Source organism: Novosphingobium sp. SG707 (assembly GCF_012275515.1).
Lineage (GTDB): Bacteria > Pseudomonadota > Alphaproteobacteria > Sphingomonadales > Sphingomonadaceae > Novosphingobium.
Genome location: NZ_JAAZQL010000003.1, coordinates 614,698 through 631,258, shown reverse-complemented (window position 1 = coordinate 631,258; position 16,561 = coordinate 614,698). Strand labels below are relative to the sequence as shown.

The 16,561-nt window shown below is 63.2% G+C and carries 16 protein-coding genes; 6 read left to right on the top strand and 10 right to left on the bottom strand.

Annotated features, from left to right (window positions below):
* Positions 1-206 precede the first annotated feature (206 nt).
* Genes FHW92_RS11695 through FHW92_RS11685 form a run of 3 tightly spaced genes read right to left on the bottom strand, consistent with a single transcriptional unit; the run spans position 207 to position 3,487 of the window.
* Positions 207-1,217: a LacI family DNA-binding transcriptional regulator gene (locus FHW92_RS11695; RefSeq protein WP_168603411.1), complete on the bottom strand. Its 1,011-nt coding sequence runs from the start codon at positions 1,215-1,217 to the stop codon at positions 207-209.
* Positions 1,218-1,237: 20 nt separating this feature from the next.
* Positions 1,238-2,923 (bottom strand): GMC family oxidoreductase, encoded by a 1,686-nt coding sequence (locus FHW92_RS11690; RefSeq protein WP_168603410.1) that lies wholly within the window; start codon positions 2,921-2,923, stop codon positions 1,238-1,240.
* Positions 2,924-2,944: 21 nt separating this feature from the next.
* The gene (locus tag FHW92_RS11685; protein WP_168603409.1) at positions 2,945-3,487 is read right to left on the bottom strand and encodes a gluconate 2-dehydrogenase subunit 3 family protein; all 543 of its coding nucleotides are present in this window, start codon (positions 3,485-3,487) and stop codon (positions 2,945-2,947) included.
* Positions 3,488-3,579: 92 nt separating this feature from the next.
* Between FHW92_RS11685 and FHW92_RS11680 the strand changes: the two genes are divergently transcribed.
* The 6 genes from FHW92_RS11680 (at position 3,580) to FHW92_RS11655 (ending at position 10,254) form a co-directional block, all read left to right on the top strand.
* On the top strand, positions 3,580-4,815 hold the full coding sequence (locus FHW92_RS11680; protein ID WP_282599732.1) for a nucleoside permease: 1,236 nt from the start codon (positions 3,580-3,582) through the stop codon (positions 4,813-4,815).
* Positions 4,815-5,792, top strand: coding sequence for a sugar phosphate isomerase/epimerase (locus FHW92_RS11675; RefSeq protein ID WP_168603407.1), 978 nt, complete (start codon positions 4,815-4,817; stop codon positions 5,790-5,792). Before FHW92_RS11680 ends, FHW92_RS11675 begins: the two co-directional genes overlap by 1 nt.
* 136 nt (positions 5,793-5,928) lie before the next feature.
* Entirely contained in the window at positions 5,929-7,044 is a 1,116-nt protein-coding gene (locus FHW92_RS11670; RefSeq protein WP_168603406.1) for a Gfo/Idh/MocA family oxidoreductase, read from the top strand.
* Positions 7,045-7,057: 13 nt separating this feature from the next.
* A complete protein-coding gene (locus FHW92_RS11665) occupies positions 7,058-8,110 on the top strand; it encodes a sugar phosphate isomerase/epimerase (RefSeq protein WP_168603405.1) in 1,053 nt (350 codons plus the stop codon).
* Between the two features lie 144 nt (positions 8,111-8,254).
* Positions 8,255-9,250: an aldo/keto reductase gene (locus tag FHW92_RS11660; protein WP_168603404.1), complete on the top strand. Its 996-nt coding sequence runs from the start codon at positions 8,255-8,257 to the stop codon at positions 9,248-9,250.
* 104 nt (positions 9,251-9,354) lie between these two features.
* On the top strand, positions 9,355-10,254 hold the full coding sequence (locus tag FHW92_RS11655) for a LysR family transcriptional regulator (RefSeq protein WP_168603403.1): 900 nt from the start codon (positions 9,355-9,357) through the stop codon (positions 10,252-10,254).
* 11 nt (positions 10,255-10,265) lie between these two features.
* Here the strand turns inward: FHW92_RS11655 and ribA are convergent, their stop codons facing one another.
* From ribA to FHW92_RS11620, 7 genes are all read right to left on the bottom strand, one after another.
* Positions 10,266-11,315 carry a GTP cyclohydrolase II gene (gene ribA, locus FHW92_RS11650; RefSeq protein WP_168603402.1) on the bottom strand — a complete coding sequence of 350 codons (1,050 nt, stop codon included), beginning with the start codon at positions 11,313-11,315 and terminating at the stop codon, positions 10,266-10,268.
* Entirely contained in the window at positions 11,315-12,103 is a 789-nt protein-coding gene (locus FHW92_RS11645; protein WP_168603401.1) for an exodeoxyribonuclease III, read from the bottom strand. Before FHW92_RS11645 ends, ribA begins: the two co-directional genes overlap by 1 nt.
* Positions 12,104-12,386: 283 nt before the next feature.
* Complete coding sequence (locus FHW92_RS11640) at positions 12,387-13,034, bottom strand: outer membrane lipoprotein carrier protein LolA (RefSeq protein WP_168603400.1); 648 nt, start codon at positions 13,032-13,034, stop codon at positions 12,387-12,389.
* Between the two features lie 87 nt (positions 13,035-13,121).
* Positions 13,122-13,289: a 50S ribosomal protein L33 gene (gene rpmG / locus FHW92_RS11635; RefSeq protein WP_168603399.1), complete on the bottom strand. Its 168-nt coding sequence runs from the start codon at positions 13,287-13,289 to the stop codon at positions 13,122-13,124.
* A gap of 159 nt (positions 13,290-13,448) precedes the next feature.
* On the bottom strand, positions 13,449-13,727 hold the full coding sequence (locus FHW92_RS11630; RefSeq protein ID WP_168603398.1) for a hypothetical protein: 279 nt from the start codon (positions 13,725-13,727) through the stop codon (positions 13,449-13,451).
* 110 nt (positions 13,728-13,837) lie between these two features.
* Complete coding sequence (locus FHW92_RS11625; protein WP_168603397.1) at positions 13,838-14,653, bottom strand: undecaprenyl-diphosphate phosphatase; 816 nt, start codon at positions 14,651-14,653, stop codon at positions 13,838-13,840.
* Between the two features lie 34 nt (positions 14,654-14,687).
* A complete protein-coding gene (locus FHW92_RS11620; protein WP_246870116.1) occupies positions 14,688-16,508 on the bottom strand; it encodes an ABC transporter transmembrane domain-containing protein in 1,821 nt (606 codons plus the stop codon).
* Positions 16,509-16,561: the final 53 nt, after the last annotated feature.

Here is a 16,561-nt window from a genome sequence, read left to right as displayed (position 1 = left end):
ATTGGCAACAATTTACTGCGGCCTATCCCCTAGCTCTCGTCCGTCGCGACATGAGTAAGGCTTGGTATCGTTTTCAAAACTGCGGGAAATAAATGCGGCGCAAAGCCGCAAACCCCATTCCATCCTCTCCATTGGTGCCGGGCCAATCGATTGGCTCCGCGCTTCCTGTTCCTCGTCCTCTAACCATTTCGCCAATTCGATGCAAGTCAGTCCTGTACCCCCGAAGAACGGCGGACGATCAACTGATGCGCCAATACAACACTTTGCTCTGCAAGGGGCTTGTCATGCAGCATGGCGTCGATCATCCGCATGGCCGTTTCGCCCAGTTCATTGGTCGGCTGGCGGATGGTTGTCAGCGGCGGCGAAGCATAGGCGCCAAAACGCAGGTCATCAAAGCCGACAATGGCAATATCACCCGGAATAGTCAGGCCTTTTTCATGAATCGCCTGCTGTGCGCCGATCGCCATTTCGTCATTGGCGCAAAACACCGCATCAGGCCGCGATTCCAGTTCGAGCAGGCGCAGCATCGCGACATGGCCCGATTCGATCGTGAAATCGCCATCGACAATCCACCCCGCCTCCGGGGTCAGCCCGGCCTCGACCATCGCCGAATGATAGCCGCGCAGACGGTCGGCGCACAGCGAGTTGACCATCGGCCCGGTGATCGTGGCGATCTTCTTGCGGCCCACCTCGATCAGATGCTGCACCGCCAGCTTGGCCGCGGCCACATTGTCGATCACAACATGCGGACAATTCAATCCGGCATAGCTCTCGCAGGCCAGCACCAGCGGCATGGGCAAAGGCTTGCCCGCCTTGACCGTGGCGCGCACCACCGAGGGCAGCAGCGAGCCAAGCAGAATCAGCCCGTCCGCCACCCGTGAGGTGACCATTTCGGCATAATAATCAAGGCGTTCCTGCTTGCCCTGGGTTTCCCCGATCAAGACGCGATAGCCCAGCTCATGCGCAACATTCTCGATGCTCTGCACAATCTCGGAAAAGAATGGGTTGGCGATTTCGGGCACGATCACGATGATCGCTTCATGGCGCGGCCTGCGCAATTGCTGGGCAATCGCGTTGGGCACATATTTCATTTCCTCAATCGCCTGATTGACCGCGTCGCGCTTGGCCGGACGCACCGCCTCCGGCTCTCGCAACGTTCGCGAAACCGTGGCCACCGAAACGCCTGCACGCTTGGCAATATCGCGAATGGTGACCACGCTTTGCTGTAACCCCTCTATCAGATCGTGCCCGCTTTCAGGAGTTCCGAAGCGTAATTGGCGGCCCGAGCCGACATCGCCATATAGGTCAACGACGGGTTCTGGCAACCGCTCGACGTCATGGCCGCGCCGTCCGTGACGAACAGATTGGGCACGTCATGGGCCTGGTTGTGCTTGTTGAGCACGCTGGTCTTGGGATCATGGCCCATGCGCGCGGTGCCCATTTCGTGAATGCCGAGGCCCGGCGGGTGCAGCTTGCCGGTTTCCTTGATGATGCGTCCGCCCGCAGCGGTCACCATCGCCTTGGCGTCCTCCAGAATGCGGCGGCCCAGCTCCTTGTCATTCTCGCCATGCTCGCAATGGATGTTGAGCAGCGGCAGGCCCCATTCATCCTTCCTGGTCGCGCTCAGCGTCACGCGGTTTTCCGGATTGGGCAGCATTTCGCCAAAGCCCGACAGGCCGACCATCCATGCGCCCGGATGGCGGATGCGCTCCTTCAACTCGGCACCCACGCCCGGCGCGCCCATCGCCACGCCGTGCCACCCCTGACGCATCACCCGGCCTTGATAGCCATAGCCGCGCAGATAGGGTTCGGTCTGACCATCAAGATTGCGATAGCGCGGAATGTAGATGCCGTTGGGGCGGCGGCCGCGGTGGAAGGTTTCAGGACCATCCATCACCGCCATCACGCTGGGGCCATAAACGTGGTCCATCAGATTGCGGCCCACCTGATCCGAACTGTTGGCAAGGCCGCGCGGATTGGCTTCATTGGCCGATTGCAGCAGCACCTGCGCGCTGCCGATGGTCGAGGCGCACAGGAACACCACCTTGGCCTCATAGGTCGTGCCCTTCTTGGTGTTCTGGTCGATCACGCGCACGCCGGTCGCCTTGCCGGTTTTCGGATCGGTGATGATCGAATGCACGATGGCGTCCGTCACCAGCGTCAGATTGCCGGTCCGCGTGGCGGCGGGCAGCGAGGAGGACAGGCTGGAATGATAGGCACCGAACGAGCAGCCGCGTTCGCACAGCGAGCGGTACTGGCACGGATTGCGGCCCAGTTCGATATGGTGCGGCTGGGGCTGGGTCAGATGGGCGCAGCGGCCCATGATGACCTTGCGACCGGCAAAATTCTTCTCCACCGCCGTCTTGAACAGCTTTTCGCCATCGGTCATCGGCATCACGGGCAGGAACTTGCCGTCGGGCAATTGGGCCAGACCATCGTTTTCGCCCGAGACGCCGATGAAGGTTTCCACCTTGTCATACCAGGGCGCCATGTCGGCATAACGGATCGGCCAGTCGACGCCGTGGCCGTCGCGGGCATTGGCGCTGAAATCCATTTCCGAATAGCGATAGGTCTGGCGCCCCCACATGATCGAGCGCCCGCCCAGATGATAGCCGCGAATCCAGCTGAAAGGCTTGTTTTCGGGGGTTTCATAGGGGTGCTGGCTGTCCTTCACCCAATATTGCTGGGTGGCGGTGTTGACCGCATAGCACTGGCGCTGGATCGGATAGTCCTTTTCCAGCACTTCCTCGGGCACGCCGCCGCCGGTGGGCAGATCCCACGGCTGCATCCAGTCATTATAGGACGCGCCATGCTCAATCTTGCGGCCACGCTCCAGCACGAGCGTTTTCAGGCCCAGTTCGCACAATTCCTTGGCGGCCATCCCGCCGCTCATCCCAGAGCCGATAACAATGGCGTCGAACATTTTACTCTCCCAGAATTCTTATCAGCCGACGTTATGGCCAGCCCAGGCGCGCGTATCCTTGGTCAGGGGGATCGAAGGCTCCCACGCGCCGGGCACATGCTCGTAGCGCAATTCGACCGTGGCTCCCGGTTCGCTCATGTAATAGGCGGTGACCAGCAGATCCTTGAGTTTGTAGTAATCGGGATTGGAGAAGTTCTCCAGATCATAGCCGGTCAGGAACGTCTTGCGCGCCGCCGGGGTCAGCAGGGCAAAGGGCTTGCCGGTCTTGGCGCGAGCGGCCGTGTCGATGGCCTTGAGCGCGGCAATATGGGCCGCGCGATGCGCCGGATTGGCCCAGTCGCGCAGCAGCCCATCCACCGTGGCGGGCACCTTGGCCTGAACCGCGCCGGGCGTGTCGGTGCGCGGGATGAATGTGTCGCTGACCGCGGCCAACAGCGCGGTGGTGGGCGCGTCAAGGAGCGATGGTTTCCTGGCCGCTGCGGCCAGCGCGTCAGCCGGCAGCGCGGACAATCCGATAAGAGCCGCAAGACCTTCCAGCATGTGACGGCGATCGAGTTCGATCATCCCCAACTTCTCCTCTTCCCGAAATTTGATTCTTGACCGATGCCGCTGGGTTCTGGCAACGTTTACAAAAATATGGGACAGAGGACGAGGCCTTGTCAACAACCACTTCATCGCAGACCCGAAAAATAAGCCTTTTCATTATGATGGCATTGCAATTGGCCATCTGGGGGGCTTGGGCGCCGAAATTGTTTCCTTACATGGGGATGCTCGGCTTTTCCGCAGGACAACAGGCACTTGTCGGCTCATGCTGGGGCATTGCCTCGGTCGTGGGCATCTTCTTTTCGAATCACTTCGCCGACCGCCACTTTGCCGCCGAACGCTTTCTGGCGGCCAGCCATCTGATCGGCGGCCTGTGCATGCTGGGTGCGGCCTATTCGACCGCCTTCATGCCGTTTTTCGCCTTTTATCTGGCCTATAGCCTCGTTTACGTTCCCACCCTGTCGGTGACCAACACGATCGCCTTTGCCAACCTCAAGGAAGGCAAGGATTTCGGCACCGTCCGCGCAGGCGGCACCGTGGGCTGGGTGATGGCCTCTTGGCCCTTCGTGTTCATCCTGGGCGCGCATTCGGGCCCCGAAGAAGTCCGCTCGATCTTCATCGTCTCGGGCGTGATCTCGCTGGTGCTGGCGGCCTATTCGCTCACCCTGCCCCATACTCCGCCGAAAAAGGGCGGCGATGATGTCGATGCGCTGGCATGGCGCCGGGCGCTGGGCCTGCTCAAGAAGCCCTTCGTGGCGGTGCTGTTCTTTGTCACCTTCATCGATTCGGTCGTGCATAACGGCTATTTCGTGATGGCCGACGCTTTCCTCACCAACCGCGTGGGGATCGCGGGCAATCTTTCGATGGTGGTCCTCTCGCTGGGCCAGATCGCCGAAGTGCTCACCATGCTGGTGCTGGGCACGGTGCTGGGCAAGCTGGGCTGGCGCAAGACGATGATCGTGGGCATTCTGGGCCACGCCGCGCGTTTCCTCGCCTTCTCCTTCCTGTCGGACAGCGTGGCCTCGATCGTCGCGGTGCAATTGCTGCACGGCATCTGCTACGCCTTCTTCTTCGCCACGGTTTACATCTTCGTGGACGAAGCCTTTCCCAAGGACGTGCGTTCGAGCGCGCAGGGCCTGTTCAACCTGCTGATCCTTGGCGTCGGCAATATGGTGGCCAGTTCCTTCTTCCCCAACCTTGTCGCCAAACTGACCGGGGTTGATGGCGTGGTCGATTATCGCACGCTGTTCCTGGTCCCTGCCGGCCTTGCCACGCTGGGCGCGCTGGTTCTGGCCTTTGCTTTTCACCCGCCGACGGCCGCACCGGCCGGGGCTTTGGAGGACGCCTGATGACCATCCATCTCAACCGCCGTGGCCTGTTGGCCGCCATGGGCGCGACCGGCCTTGCCGCCGCCGCCCCGGCCCTTGCCGCGCCCCGAACCACAATGGGCCGCAAACCGTTGTTCAAGCGCATCAACAAGCCGCTGGGCGTCCAGCTCTATGCGCTGGGCGAGGCCGCGCAAAAGGATCTGGCCGGGACGCTCAAGCGCCTTGCCGCGATCGGCTACACCGATTTCGAACTGCCCGGCCTCTATGGCCGTTCGCCCAAAGACCTGCGCGCCGATGCCGATGCGGCGGGCGTGCGCTATGGCTCGATCCACATGGGTATGCCCCAGCGCCTGCCCCCCGGCTCGCTCACGCTGATGAGCAGCCCGCAGGAAATCGCCGATGCGCTGGGCACGCTGGGCATCCGCAAGGCGGTGCTGCCGATGCCGTTGCTGCCCGACGATTTCAAAATGCCCGCCGGGGGCGACATGCGCGCCGCGCTGGTCGCGGCGGTCGATGCGGGCGGTCTGGACATGTGGAAGCGTCTGGGCGGTCTGCTCAACGAACGCGCCCACGCGCTCAAGCCCTATGGCATTGATCTGGGCTATCACAACCACAACATGGAATTCCGTCCGCAGGGCGGCACCACGGGCTATCAGGTGCTGCTGGGCGAACTGGACCCCAAGCTGGTGTTCCTTGAGCTTGACCTCGGCTGGGCGGCGGCAGGCGGGCTGGACCCGGCGGCCGAAATCCGCCGGTTGAAGGGCCGGATCAAGATGGTCCACCTCAAGGACATCAAGGCCTCGACCAAGATCAACTATGCCTTGGGTCAGGACCCGGCCGAAGTCGGTCTGGGCATGCTCAACTGGCACAAGATCCTGCCGGCCTGCGTGGAATCGGGGGTCGAGAATTTCTATGTCGAACAGGAAGCGCCCTTCACGCGCGACCGGTTCGATTCGATGAAGATCAGCTACGATTATCTGGCCAAATTCGTGGCTTAACGGGTTGACGGCGGCCATGGGCGCTTCATGCCTGCCCTTGGCCGCCGGACTTGACAGATTTGACGAGGCAAGGGATAAATCAGAATAACAATTCTGATTATTGATGGGCGTAATGCCTGTCTCCAAGGAGAGTGAAATGCGCCGCTTGCGGATGGGAATGATCGGTGGTGGGCCGGGGGCGTTTATCGGCCCGGTGCATCGGATAGCGGCGGAACTGGACCGCGAGATCGAGCTGGTAGCGGGCGCCTTCAGCTCCAGCGCGGAAAAGTCGCGCGCGGCGGGGGAAGCGTACCGGATCGATCCAAGCCGCGCCTATGCCGACATCGCAACCATGCTGGCCGAAGAAGCCAAGCGCGCCGATCCGATTGATTTTGTGGCGATTACCACGCCCAACCATATGCACCTGCCCGCCGCCAAGGCCGCGCTGGAGGCCGGTTTTGCGGTGATCTGCGACAAGCCCGCGACCACCACGCTCCGCCAAGCCCATGAACTGGCCGCCATCGTGGAAAAGGCGGGCAAGCCCTTCGCGCTGACCTACACCTATTCGGGTTATCCGCTGGTGCGCGAGGCGCGTGCGCGCATTGCCGCAGGCGCTCTGGGCGCGATCCGCAAGGTGGTGGTGGAATATCCGCAGGGCTGGCTGTCCAAGCCCGAGACCGGCAAGCAGGCCGAATGGCGCGGCGATCCGGCGCGTTCCGGCGTTGGCGGCTGCGTGGCCGATATTGGCGTCCATGCCTTCCATCTGGCCGAATTCATCACCGGCCTTCAGGTCTCCGAAATCCTTGCCGATCTGGGCACGGTCGTTCCGGGCCGCCGCGTCGATGACGATTGCCAGATCCTGCTGCGTTTCGCCAATGGTGCGCGCGGCGCCTTGCTGGCCAGCCAGATTTCGGTGGGCGAACGCAATGGCCTCACCATCCGCATCTATGGCGAAAAGGCGGGCCTGCGCTGGCGTCAGGAAGATCCGAATATGCTCTGGATCTATCACGATGACGGCCGCAGCGAGTTGGTGCAGGCGGGCGATCCGGGCCTTGGCGCCGATGCCGTCCGCGCCAGCCGCACCCCCGGCGGCCATCCCGAGGGCTATCTCGAAGCCTTTGCCAATCTCTATCGCGACTTCGCCCGGCAAATCCGCGGCGAGGAAGGCTCGCTGGTCCCCGGCATCGCCGATGGCCTGCGCGGCATGGCGCTGATCGAACAGTCCGTTGCGCTTTCCAAAGCGGGCGCGGGCTGGACCAAGTTCACGGTTTAAAAGGACCGCTTTCATGAAAACCATCAAAGGCCCCGGCATTTTCCTCGCGCAATTCGCGGGCGATGCTGCGCCGTTCAATTCGCTGCCCGCCATTGCCGATTATATGGCAGGGCTGGGCTACAAGGGCATCCAGATCCCCAGTTGGGACGGGCGCCTGTTCGATCTGGCCAAGGCGGCGGAGAGCCAGACCTATTGCGACGACATCAAGGGGATGCTGGCCGACAAGGGGCTGGAGATCACCGAACTTTCGACGCATTTGCAGGGTCAGCTGGTTGCGGTCCACCCGGCCTATGACGCGCAGTTCGACGGCTTTGCCGCCGAACACGTGCGCGGCAATCCCGCCGCGCGCCAGGCTTGGGCGGTCGAGCAGATGCACTTTGCCGCCAAGGCGAGCGCGCGGCTGGGCCTGACCACCCATGCCTCGTTCCCCGGCGCGCTGGCATGGCCCTATGTCTATCCCTGGCCCCAGCGTCCCGCCGGTCTGGTCGAGGATGCGTTTGACGAACTGGCCCGCCGCTGGAAGCCGATCCTTGATGTATTTGACGAAAACGGCGTCGATATCGGCTTTGAACTGCATCCGGGCGAGGATCTGCACGATGGCGTGACCTTCGAGATGTTCCTCGAACGCGTGAACAACCACCCGCGCGCGAACATCCTGTATGATCCGTCGCATTTCGTGCTGCAATGTCTGGATTATGTCCAGTTTATCGACATTTATCACGAACGCATCAAATGCTTCCATGTGAAGGACGCCGAGTTCCGCCCCTCGGGCCGCAGCGGCGTCTACGGCGGCTATCAGAGCTGGGTCAACCGTCCGGGCCGTTTCCGCAGCCTTGGCGATGGTCAGGTCGATTTCAGCCAGATCTTCTCCAAGATGGCGCAGTATGACTATGCCGGCTGGGCCGTGCTGGAATGGGAATGCGCGCTTAAGCACCCCGAAGTGGGCGCGGCCGAAGGCGCTCCCTTCATCGCCAAGCATATCATCCCGGTTACCGAACATGCCTTCGACGATTTTGCCGCTGGCGGCGAGGATCGTGATCTCAACCGGCGCCTGATGGGGCTGTAAATTACTCAAGGCGGCATGCGGGAAAGACTCCCTCACCTTTTATGAAGTATCTTCATAACCGCATGCCGCCATCCCCTGCTAATCCTCATAAGCCGTTTGAGCTAAAAGCCCCGTCATACCCCACCCTTTCGGAGTGACCGGCTTATGAAAATCCGCCAGCTTGGCCAGAACGGCCCGCAAGTTTCCGCCCTTGGCTATGGCTGCATGGGGCTGGATTTCGGCTATGCCAACACGCTCTCGCGCGCGGACGGCGTCGCCATGATCCGCGCCGCGGTCGAGCGCGGCGTGACCTTTTTCGACACCGCCGAGGTCTATGGCCCGTGGACCAATGAGGAAACCGTGGGCGAGGCGCTCGAACCCTTCAAGGGTCAGGTGACCATCGCCACCAAGTTCGGCTTTGACATCGACCCGGCAACCGGCGCCATGCGCGGTGTTTCCAGCCACCCCGACCGCATCCGCGCCGTGGCCGAAGCCTCGCTCAAGCGCCTGCGCGTCGATGCGCTGGACGTGTTTTACCAGCACCGCGTCGATCCCAATGTGCCGATCGAGGATGTGGCCGGAACCGTGCGCGACCTGATCGCCGAGGGCAAGGTCAGGCATTTCGGCATGAGCGAGCCCAGTGCGGCCACCCTGCGCCGCGCCCATGCGGTCCAGCCCGTCGCCATGCTGCAAAACGAATATTCGCTCTGGACGCGTCAGGTTGAAACCAACGGTATCCTCGACGCCTGCGATGAACTGGGCATCGGGCTTGTCCCCTATTCGCCGCTGGGCAAGGGCTTCCTGACCGGCGCGATCACCAGCACCTCCGACGTGTCGCAGGGCGATTTCCGCGCCACCCTGCCGCGTTTTCAGGCTGACGCTCTGGCCGCCAATCTGGCGCTGGTCGAGGGCCTCAAGGCCATCGCCGCCCAGCATGGCGCCACCCCGGCCCAGATCGCGCTGGCATGGCTGCTGGCCCGCCGTCCCTACATCGTCCCCATCCCCGGCACGACCAAGCTGCACCGGCTGGAGGAAAACCTTGGCGCGGCGGATATCGCCCTGTCGGACACCGATCTGGCCCAGATCGGCCTGCTGCTTGCCGGAATCGAGGTCCATGGCGCGCGCTATACTCCGGCGGCCGAAGCGATGACCGGGCTGTGAGCCATAAAGTCAAGATCATCGCGAGATGGTCTTGACCATGGCCTTTGGCGGCGCGGCGGCCTATGCCTCTCCGGGTTTAAACGGCAAGGGGAGGAAAGCCCGACATGGCGGTTGATCGCAACGATCTGGCCGATCTGGCCGCCTTTCTGGTGGTGTCCGAAGAGCGCAGCTTTACCCGCGCGGCGGCCAAGCTGGGCGTGTCGCAATCGGCATTGAGCCACACGATGCGGCGGCTGGAGGCCAAAATGGGGGTGCGCCTGCTGACGCGCACCACGCGCTCGGTTTCCCCCACCGAGGCGGGCGAACGACTGGTGGCGGTGATCGGCCCCGCGCTCGATCAGATCGGCGCCGGGATCGGCGAGATCACCCAGATGCGCGAGCGGCCCGCAGGCAATATCCGCATCACCGCCTCCGAACATGCCGCGCGCAGCCTGCTCTGGCCCGCCCTTACCCGCATCCTGCCGCTTTATCCCGACATCCACGTCGAGGTCAGCATCAACAACGGCTTTGTCGATATTGTCGAGGAACGTTTCGACGCGGGCATCCGATTGGGCGAGGCAATTGCGCGCGACATGATCGCGGTGCGCATCGGGCCTTCGCTGCGCATGGCCTGTGTCGGTTCGCCCGACTATTTCGCCCTCCATCCCGTCCCCCAAACCCCGCAGGAACTGGCCCAGCACAATTGCATCAACCTGCGCATGGCCAGCAGCGGGGGCCTCTATGCCTGGGAATTTGAAAAAGAGGGCCGGGTGATGAATGTCCGCGTCGAGGGACAATTGACCTTTGGCGGATCGAGCATGGTGCTGCAGGCCGCCGAGGCGAGCATGGGGCTGGCCATGACGGTGGATGACATCGTGCATGACAGCGTGGCATCGGGTCGTCTGGTGCGGGTGCTGGAGGACTGGTGCCCGCCGTTTGCCGGATACCACCTCTATTACCCCAGCCGCCGTCAGGCCTCACCGGCGTTTGCCTTGCTGGTCGAGGCCCTTCGGTATCGGGATTGACGGCGCGCCTGTTAAAGAAAATGGCCCGAACGGTCCCGCTTGGTGGCCAGATAGCGCGCATTGTGCGGATTGGCGGGCAAGGCATGGGCCACGCGCTCGATCACATTGACGCCCACCGATTTCAAGGTTTCCACCTTGGCCGGATTGTTGGTCATCAACCGGATTCCATGCACGCCCAGCAGTTCGAGCATCCGCGCCGCCACCGGAAAATCGCGCGCCTCATTGGGCAGGCCGAGGCGCTGGTTCGCATCCACCGTGTCAAAGCCCTGATCCTGAAGCTGATAGGCGCGCAGCTTGTTGACGAGGCCAATGCCCCGCCCTTCCTGACGCAGATAGAGCAGCACACCCCAGCCGCCGTCATTGGCCTCATCCGCCATAGCGGCAAGGGCCGCATCAAGCTGCGGCCCGCAATCGCATTTCAAACTGCCCAGCACATCGCCCGTCAGGCATTCGGAATGGAGCCGCACCAAAGGCACCCGGTCCGCGCTCTGCCGCCCCAGCACGAGGGCGACATGTTCGCGCAGATCATCGAGCGCGCGGAAGGCGACGATCTCGGCGCTCTCGCACACCGAGACGGGCAGGCGCGCGCGCGAGGCGATGCTCAGGTGGCGCGGATCTTTCCAGTCCTCCAGATCCTGCGCGGAAACCTCCTGCGCTTCCTCAACCCCGCAGGGGTCGACGAGGAAGGCGGGCAGGACGCCCGCCAGACGCGCCAGTTCCATCGCGGCCACCGCGCTGTCATAATCGGCAATCGGCTCGGCCAGAAACGGCCCCTTGAGCGGATTGGCCAGATCGAGCGCCGGATCGCCCATCGCGCGGGCAAGCGCGAGATCGAAAGGCTCGGCCCCGCGAATCAGCACCGGGCTTTCCGGCTCTGCCGCATCGCGCTGGTTGGCGAGTTTAAGCGTGGCGGCCCGCGCGGCGGAAATCAGCATCCGGCGCGCGGAATACTCGGCGCCAAAGCCGGTTTCGGCCGGCAGCAGCACCCAAGGCCCCACCCGCACCGCCCAGCCATGGCGCAGCGCATCGAGCGCCCGCGCAACCCGCCGCGTCGCGCTCATTACAGATCGAACTCGGTGATCAGCGGCACGTGGTCCGAGCATTTTTCCCAATTGCGCGCATCTTCCAGCACGCGATGCGCGCGGGCCTGCGCCGCCACGCTGGGCGAGCCCCAGATATGGTCGAGGCGGCGGCCCTTGTCGTTCACGCGCCAGTCCTTGGCGCGATAGGACCACCAGGAATAGTAACGCTCGGGCGCGGCGATCAGCTGGCGACCGATATCGACGAAATCATGCGCGGCCTTGAAACGTGCCAGCGTCTCGACCTCGATCGGTGTATGGCTGACCACCTTGAGCAGCGCCTTATGGCTCCACACATCGCTTTCCAGCGGGGCAATGTTGAAATCGCCAAGGATGATCGTGGGGTCCTTCACCGTCCCGGCCCACTCGGTCATGCGGGCCAGGAAATCGAGCTTCTGGCCGAACTTGGGGTTGATTTCGCGGTCAGGCTCGTCGCCGCCCGCCGGGATATAGACATTCTCGACCACCACGCCGCTGTCGCTCAGCCGGACGCCCACATGGCGCGCCTCGCCATTGGCCTGCCAGTCGTGACGCGAGACTTCGGTAAAGGGAATCCGCGCGACCGTGGCCACGCCGTGATAGCCCTTCTGACCATGCACCGCCTGATAGGTGTAGCCCAGATCGGCAAAGGCCTGCGCGGGGAACAACTCGGCCACTGTCTTGATTTCCTGAAGGCACAGGACATCGGGCCCATGCTCCTTCAGATAGCGTTCGACCAGCGGCATACGCAGCCGCACCGAGTTGATGTTCCATGTAGCGATAGAGATCATGCGCGCAGCCCATAAAGCATCGCGCCCGAAAGTGGCACCGCATTTTTTCTCAACAGGCCGCAAAAAGAAAACCCCCGCTCCCCGGGGGCATGGGGAGCGAGGGTTCGTGTGTGCGTTCGTCACGCTGACATGCGGATCTCGTTAGAGATGTGGGCAACAGGGGGGAAAACCCACCAACTCGTCCGCCTTGTCGAAGACCTGTATAGGCCCGCTTGCCTTGCTGCCTTATGAACAGGATCGGCAGCATTGTCGCAGATTGTCACAGCAATGACATTTAAGCGTATCAGCGCCGGACATTGGGCCTGATGTCGAGATATTTGAACAGATCATCCCCCAGATCCACGCCATATTGGTGGCCCGAAAGGATAATCGTGGTGCGCCGATTCTGCGCGTCCACGGTCTGCCATCCCACCAGCTCCATCCCGCCCGGCACACCGGCCTTATGGGCAAAGCTGAGCGTCATGACGCCATACTCGGGGTGCATGCGGTCGGTCACGCGGATGTTGGTGACATGGGGGTCGAGGCTGGGCAGCAGCGTGCCATATTGCGCCACGTCCTTGGCCGGGTTCAGCAGCGCGCCCATCGGGCTCTTGCCGATCGGCCAGCGCTGGGTCTGCTTGACCTCCGAATCGATAATGGTCAGCGCCTTGCCGTCCGAAATGATCAGCACCGGATAGCCGCGCTGATACTGGAAACGGATTTTGCCGGGCCGCTTCAGGCTCAGCACGCCGGTCACCTGCTGGCCGGTGGCCTCGGAGCGCTGCACGAAGTTGGCGCGCAGCGTGTCGATCCCGCGCAGGGCCGCAACGGCCTGATCGATCTGGGCCGAGCCATTGGCCCCCACTGCATTGGCCATCGCGGGGGCTGGAGCGGCAAGCGAAAGGGCCGCCGGTCCCGCAACCAGCAGCCCCATGGCCAGGCGCAACGTCATGCGACGCGCCACCCGGCGATTCGGTAAGGTCTGAGCGTTTTTCATGCCCGCGCTTATAACAGCGCCGGCTTGAACCGCTCCTGAATCTTACTTGATCTTGGCTTCCTTGAATTCCACGTGCTTGCGGGCAACGGGATCATACTTGCGGAAGCTGAACTTTTCCGTGGTGTTGCGCGGGTTCTTCTTGGTCACATAGAAGAAGCCGGTGTTGGCGCTGGAAACCAGACGGATCTTGACGGTTGCGGGCTTTGCCATGACACTTTCCTAATTGTTCCAGACCCGGTCCTTGCATCGCTGAGACAGCGGCGCGCCAACCAGGGCAAAATTCACATGAGCCAAGCTGCACCTTATGCGCCGCGTGGCAAGAGGGTGGCCCCATGCTTTAGCCGGGGCGCAGAGTCAAGCGCGACTTGCCTATCGGCGCTTGTAATATTTGGTGTGAACCGGCCGCAGCAGCGCCGAGGCGACATGAACCAGCACCACCAGCCCCGCAGCCCCCACGGCGGCAAAGGCGGCATAGGTGCGGTCCAGCCCCTGCAACAGCGCGCCGGAGCCCATCGCACCCACCACAAAGGCTCCGATCATCCCAAAGCCCATATCGGCCAGCCGCGTGATAATCCCCACGCGGCGCAGCAAGGCTCCGGTCAGCAGGCCGACAACAGCACCGATCAGCAAAAGGGCAAGCAGGGTCATGGCGCGAATCCTTTCCGGTTCAAGGATACTACAAACCTGCGCAAACACTTATGGGTCTTTTTGGCGGCCCGATAATCGGCTCGCGGGATTTTCAGGCCGGACCGGCGCATTTATCCCATATGGCCCAGCGCATAGATCGCCACCGCGCCCGCGATGATGCGATAGATGGCAAAGGGCGTGAAGCCACGGCGGCTGATATAGGTGACAAAGCCCTTGATGACGGCCAGCGCCACCACGAAGGACACGACAAAGCCCACCGCGATCTCGCTCATGCCCACGGCCGAGGTGCCCGCCGCCAGTTCATGACGGTGGCTGGCCAATTGCAGCACGGTCGCGCCCAGCATGGTGGGAATGGCAAGGAAGAAGCTGAATTCGGCGGCCGTCGAACGGTTGATGCCCATGCACAGCGCGCCCATGATCGTTGCGCCCGAACGCGACACGCCCGGCACCATGGCCAGACATTGCATCAGCCCCACGCCGAAGCACTTGGACACCGGCAGTTGCCCGATGCCGACATAATCGCCGCCCTTGGCAAAGCGTTCGACGGCGATGATCGCCACGCCGCCCACCACCAGCGCCCATGCCACCACCATCGGGCTTTCGAGCAGGATGTCGATCTTTTTCTTGAAGATCAGCCCCAGCACCACCGCCGGGATAAAGGCCACCAGCAGGTTGATGACGAACTGGATCGCGGTCTTTTCGCCGCGAATCAGCCCCAGACCCACCGCCCAGAACGTGCGCCAATACAGCACCACCACGGCCAGAATCGCGCCCAGCTGGATCACGATGTTGAACACCGACCATTGCGCATCGTCATAGCCGAACAGCTTGGCGGCAAGAATCAGGTGGCCGGTGGAGGAAACAGGCAGAAATTCCGTCAGACCTTCGACGATGCCGAGCAGGATGGCGGTGACTAGCAAGGGCATGAGATGTCCTTAAAATTCGCGGGAGAGGAGGAAATTACGCTTCGCCTGCAAAGGCGCGTTCGTCAAATTGCAAACTTGCAAGGCGGGCATAAAGTCCGCCCGCCTGCGTCAATTCCTCGTGGCGGCCCAGCTCGACGATGCGCCCGCCCTCCATCACGACAATGCGGTCGGCCTGACGCACGGTGGCCAGCCGATGGGCGATGACCAGCGTGGTGCGCCCCTGCATCAGACGGTCGAGCGCATCCTGCACCAGACGCTCGCTTTCGGCATCCAGCGCGCTGGTGGCCTCGTCGAGCAGCAGGATCGGCGCATCGCGCAGGATCGCGCGGGCAATCGCCATGCGCTGACGCTGACCGCCCGAGAGGCGCGCGCCGTTTTCGCCAAGGAATGTGTCCAGCCCCTCGGGCAGATCGCGCAGGAAGCCCTCCGCATTGGCCGCGCGGGCCGCTTCCCAGATCGCCTCGTCGCTGGCGTCCCAATTGCCATAGCGCAGATTGTCGCGCGCGCTGGCGGCAAACAGCACGCCTTCCTGCGGCACCAGCGCCATACGCTGGCGGATCTCGGCCGGATCGGCGCCCGTCAAAGGCACGCCGTCCAGCTTGATCGCCCCGCCCTGCGGATCATAGAAACGTTCGGCCAGTTGGAAGATCGTCGATTTGCCCGCCCCCGAAGGGCCGACAATCGCCACCGTCTCGCCCGGCTCGACCTTGAGGTCGAAATTGGCCAGCGCCGCCACTTCGGGGCGAGTGGGATAGCGGAAGGTCACGTTCTCAAAGCTGATCTGGCCGCGCGCGGGGCTCGGCAGAGCAATCGGCTTGGCGGGCGGCGCAATCGCGGGCCGCTCGTTAAGCAATTCGGACAGACGGCTTGCCGCCCCCGCCGCACGCACCAGATCGCCATACACCTCGGTCAACGAGCCAAAGGCCCCCGCCACCAATGCGCCCGTCAGCACGAATTGGGCAATGATCCCGCCCGAAATCTCGCCGCTGGCCACGCCCGCCGCCCCGCGCCACATCAGCAGCACCAGCGAACCCAGCACCAGAAGCGTCACCACACTGGTCATGGTCGAGCGGATCTTGATCCTGCGCAGCGCGGTGCCAAAGCTGCGCTCGACGGCGGCGGCGAAACGGTCGCTCTCGCGCGCTTCCTGATTGAAGGCTTGCACAATACGCGCCGCGCCCAGCACCTCGGTCACCATCGCGCCGATGTCGGCGATGCGGTCCTGGCTGGATCGCGATTCGCGGCGCAGACGCCGCCCGAACCACACGATCGGCCCCACCACCACCGGAATGGCGATCACCAGCATCCCCGTCAGCTTGGGCGCAAGGAAAAAGAGGATGGCAATGCCGACAATCGCCGTGATCGCATTGCGCAGCGCCACCGACACCGTCGTGCCCACCACCTGTTCGATGAGCGCGGTGTCGGCGGTCATGCGGCTGGAGATTTCCTTGGGGCTGTTTTCCTCAAAGAAGCTGGGCGGTTGGCGCAGCAGGTTGCGCTGAACGGCCAGCCGGACATCGGCCACCACGCGCTCGCCCAGCCAGGAGACGTTGAAGAAGCGCACCGCCGTGCCGATGGCCAGCACCACCACCATCGCCAGCAGGGTTTCGAACCAGCGGTCGATGGTCGCCGGATCGCTCCCGCGCGAAAAGCCTTTGTCCACCACTTGGCGGAACCCCCATGGCACGCTGGCCGTGGTGGCCGAGGTGACGATCAGCGCCGCCCCCGCCATCGCCAGCCGCCCCGGATAGGCCACCGCCGCGCGCCACACCATGCGCAGCGGGCCCAGATCCTTGGACGGTTTGGGGGAAACGGCGGCCTCGCCATTGGCGCTATCTTGCGCGCCGGATGGCATCGGGGCGGGGGCAACGGTTGCTTCGGCTTGGCTCGCAGACATGGGCCAGCGCC

Coding starts and splice junctions, on each gene's coding strand:
- FHW92_RS11690 (WP_168603410.1), bottom strand. CDS start 2,923: ATGTTCGACGCCATTGTTATCGGCTCTGGGATGAGCGGCGGGATGGCC.
- FHW92_RS11685 (WP_168603409.1), bottom strand. CDS start 3,487: ATGATCGAACTCGATCGCCGTCACATGCTGGAAGGTCTTGCGGCTCTT.
- FHW92_RS11675 (WP_168603407.1), top strand. CDS start 4,815: ATGACCATCCATCTCAACCGCCGTGGCCTGTTGGCCGCCATGGGCGCG.
- FHW92_RS11670 (WP_168603406.1), top strand. CDS start 5,929: ATGCGCCGCTTGCGGATGGGAATGATCGGTGGTGGGCCGGGGGCGTTT.
- FHW92_RS11665 (WP_168603405.1), top strand. CDS start 7,058: ATGAAAACCATCAAAGGCCCCGGCATTTTCCTCGCGCAATTCGCGGGC.
- FHW92_RS11660 (WP_168603404.1), top strand. CDS start 8,255: ATGAAAATCCGCCAGCTTGGCCAGAACGGCCCGCAAGTTTCCGCCCTT.
- FHW92_RS11655 (WP_168603403.1), top strand. CDS start 9,355: ATGGCGGTTGATCGCAACGATCTGGCCGATCTGGCCGCCTTTCTGGTG.
- ribA (WP_168603402.1), bottom strand. CDS start 11,315: ATGAGCGCGACGCGGCGGGTTGCGCGGGCGCTCGATGCGCTGCGCCAT.
- FHW92_RS11645 (WP_168603401.1), bottom strand. CDS start 12,103: ATGATCTCTATCGCTACATGGAACATCAACTCGGTGCGGCTGCGTATG.
- FHW92_RS11640 (WP_168603400.1), bottom strand. CDS start 13,034: ATGACGTTGCGCCTGGCCATGGGGCTGCTGGTTGCGGGACCGGCGGCC.
- rpmG (WP_168603399.1), bottom strand. CDS start 13,289: ATGGCAAAGCCCGCAACCGTCAAGATCCGTCTGGTTTCCAGCGCCAAC.
- FHW92_RS11630 (WP_168603398.1), bottom strand. CDS start 13,727: ATGACCCTGCTTGCCCTTTTGCTGATCGGTGCTGTTGTCGGCCTGCTG.
- FHW92_RS11625 (WP_168603397.1), bottom strand. CDS start 14,653: ATGCCCTTGCTAGTCACCGCCATCCTGCTCGGCATCGTCGAAGGTCTG.
- FHW92_RS11620 (WP_246870116.1), bottom strand. CDS start 16,508: ATGCCATCCGGCGCGCAAGATAGCGCCAATGGCGAGGCCGCCGTTTCC.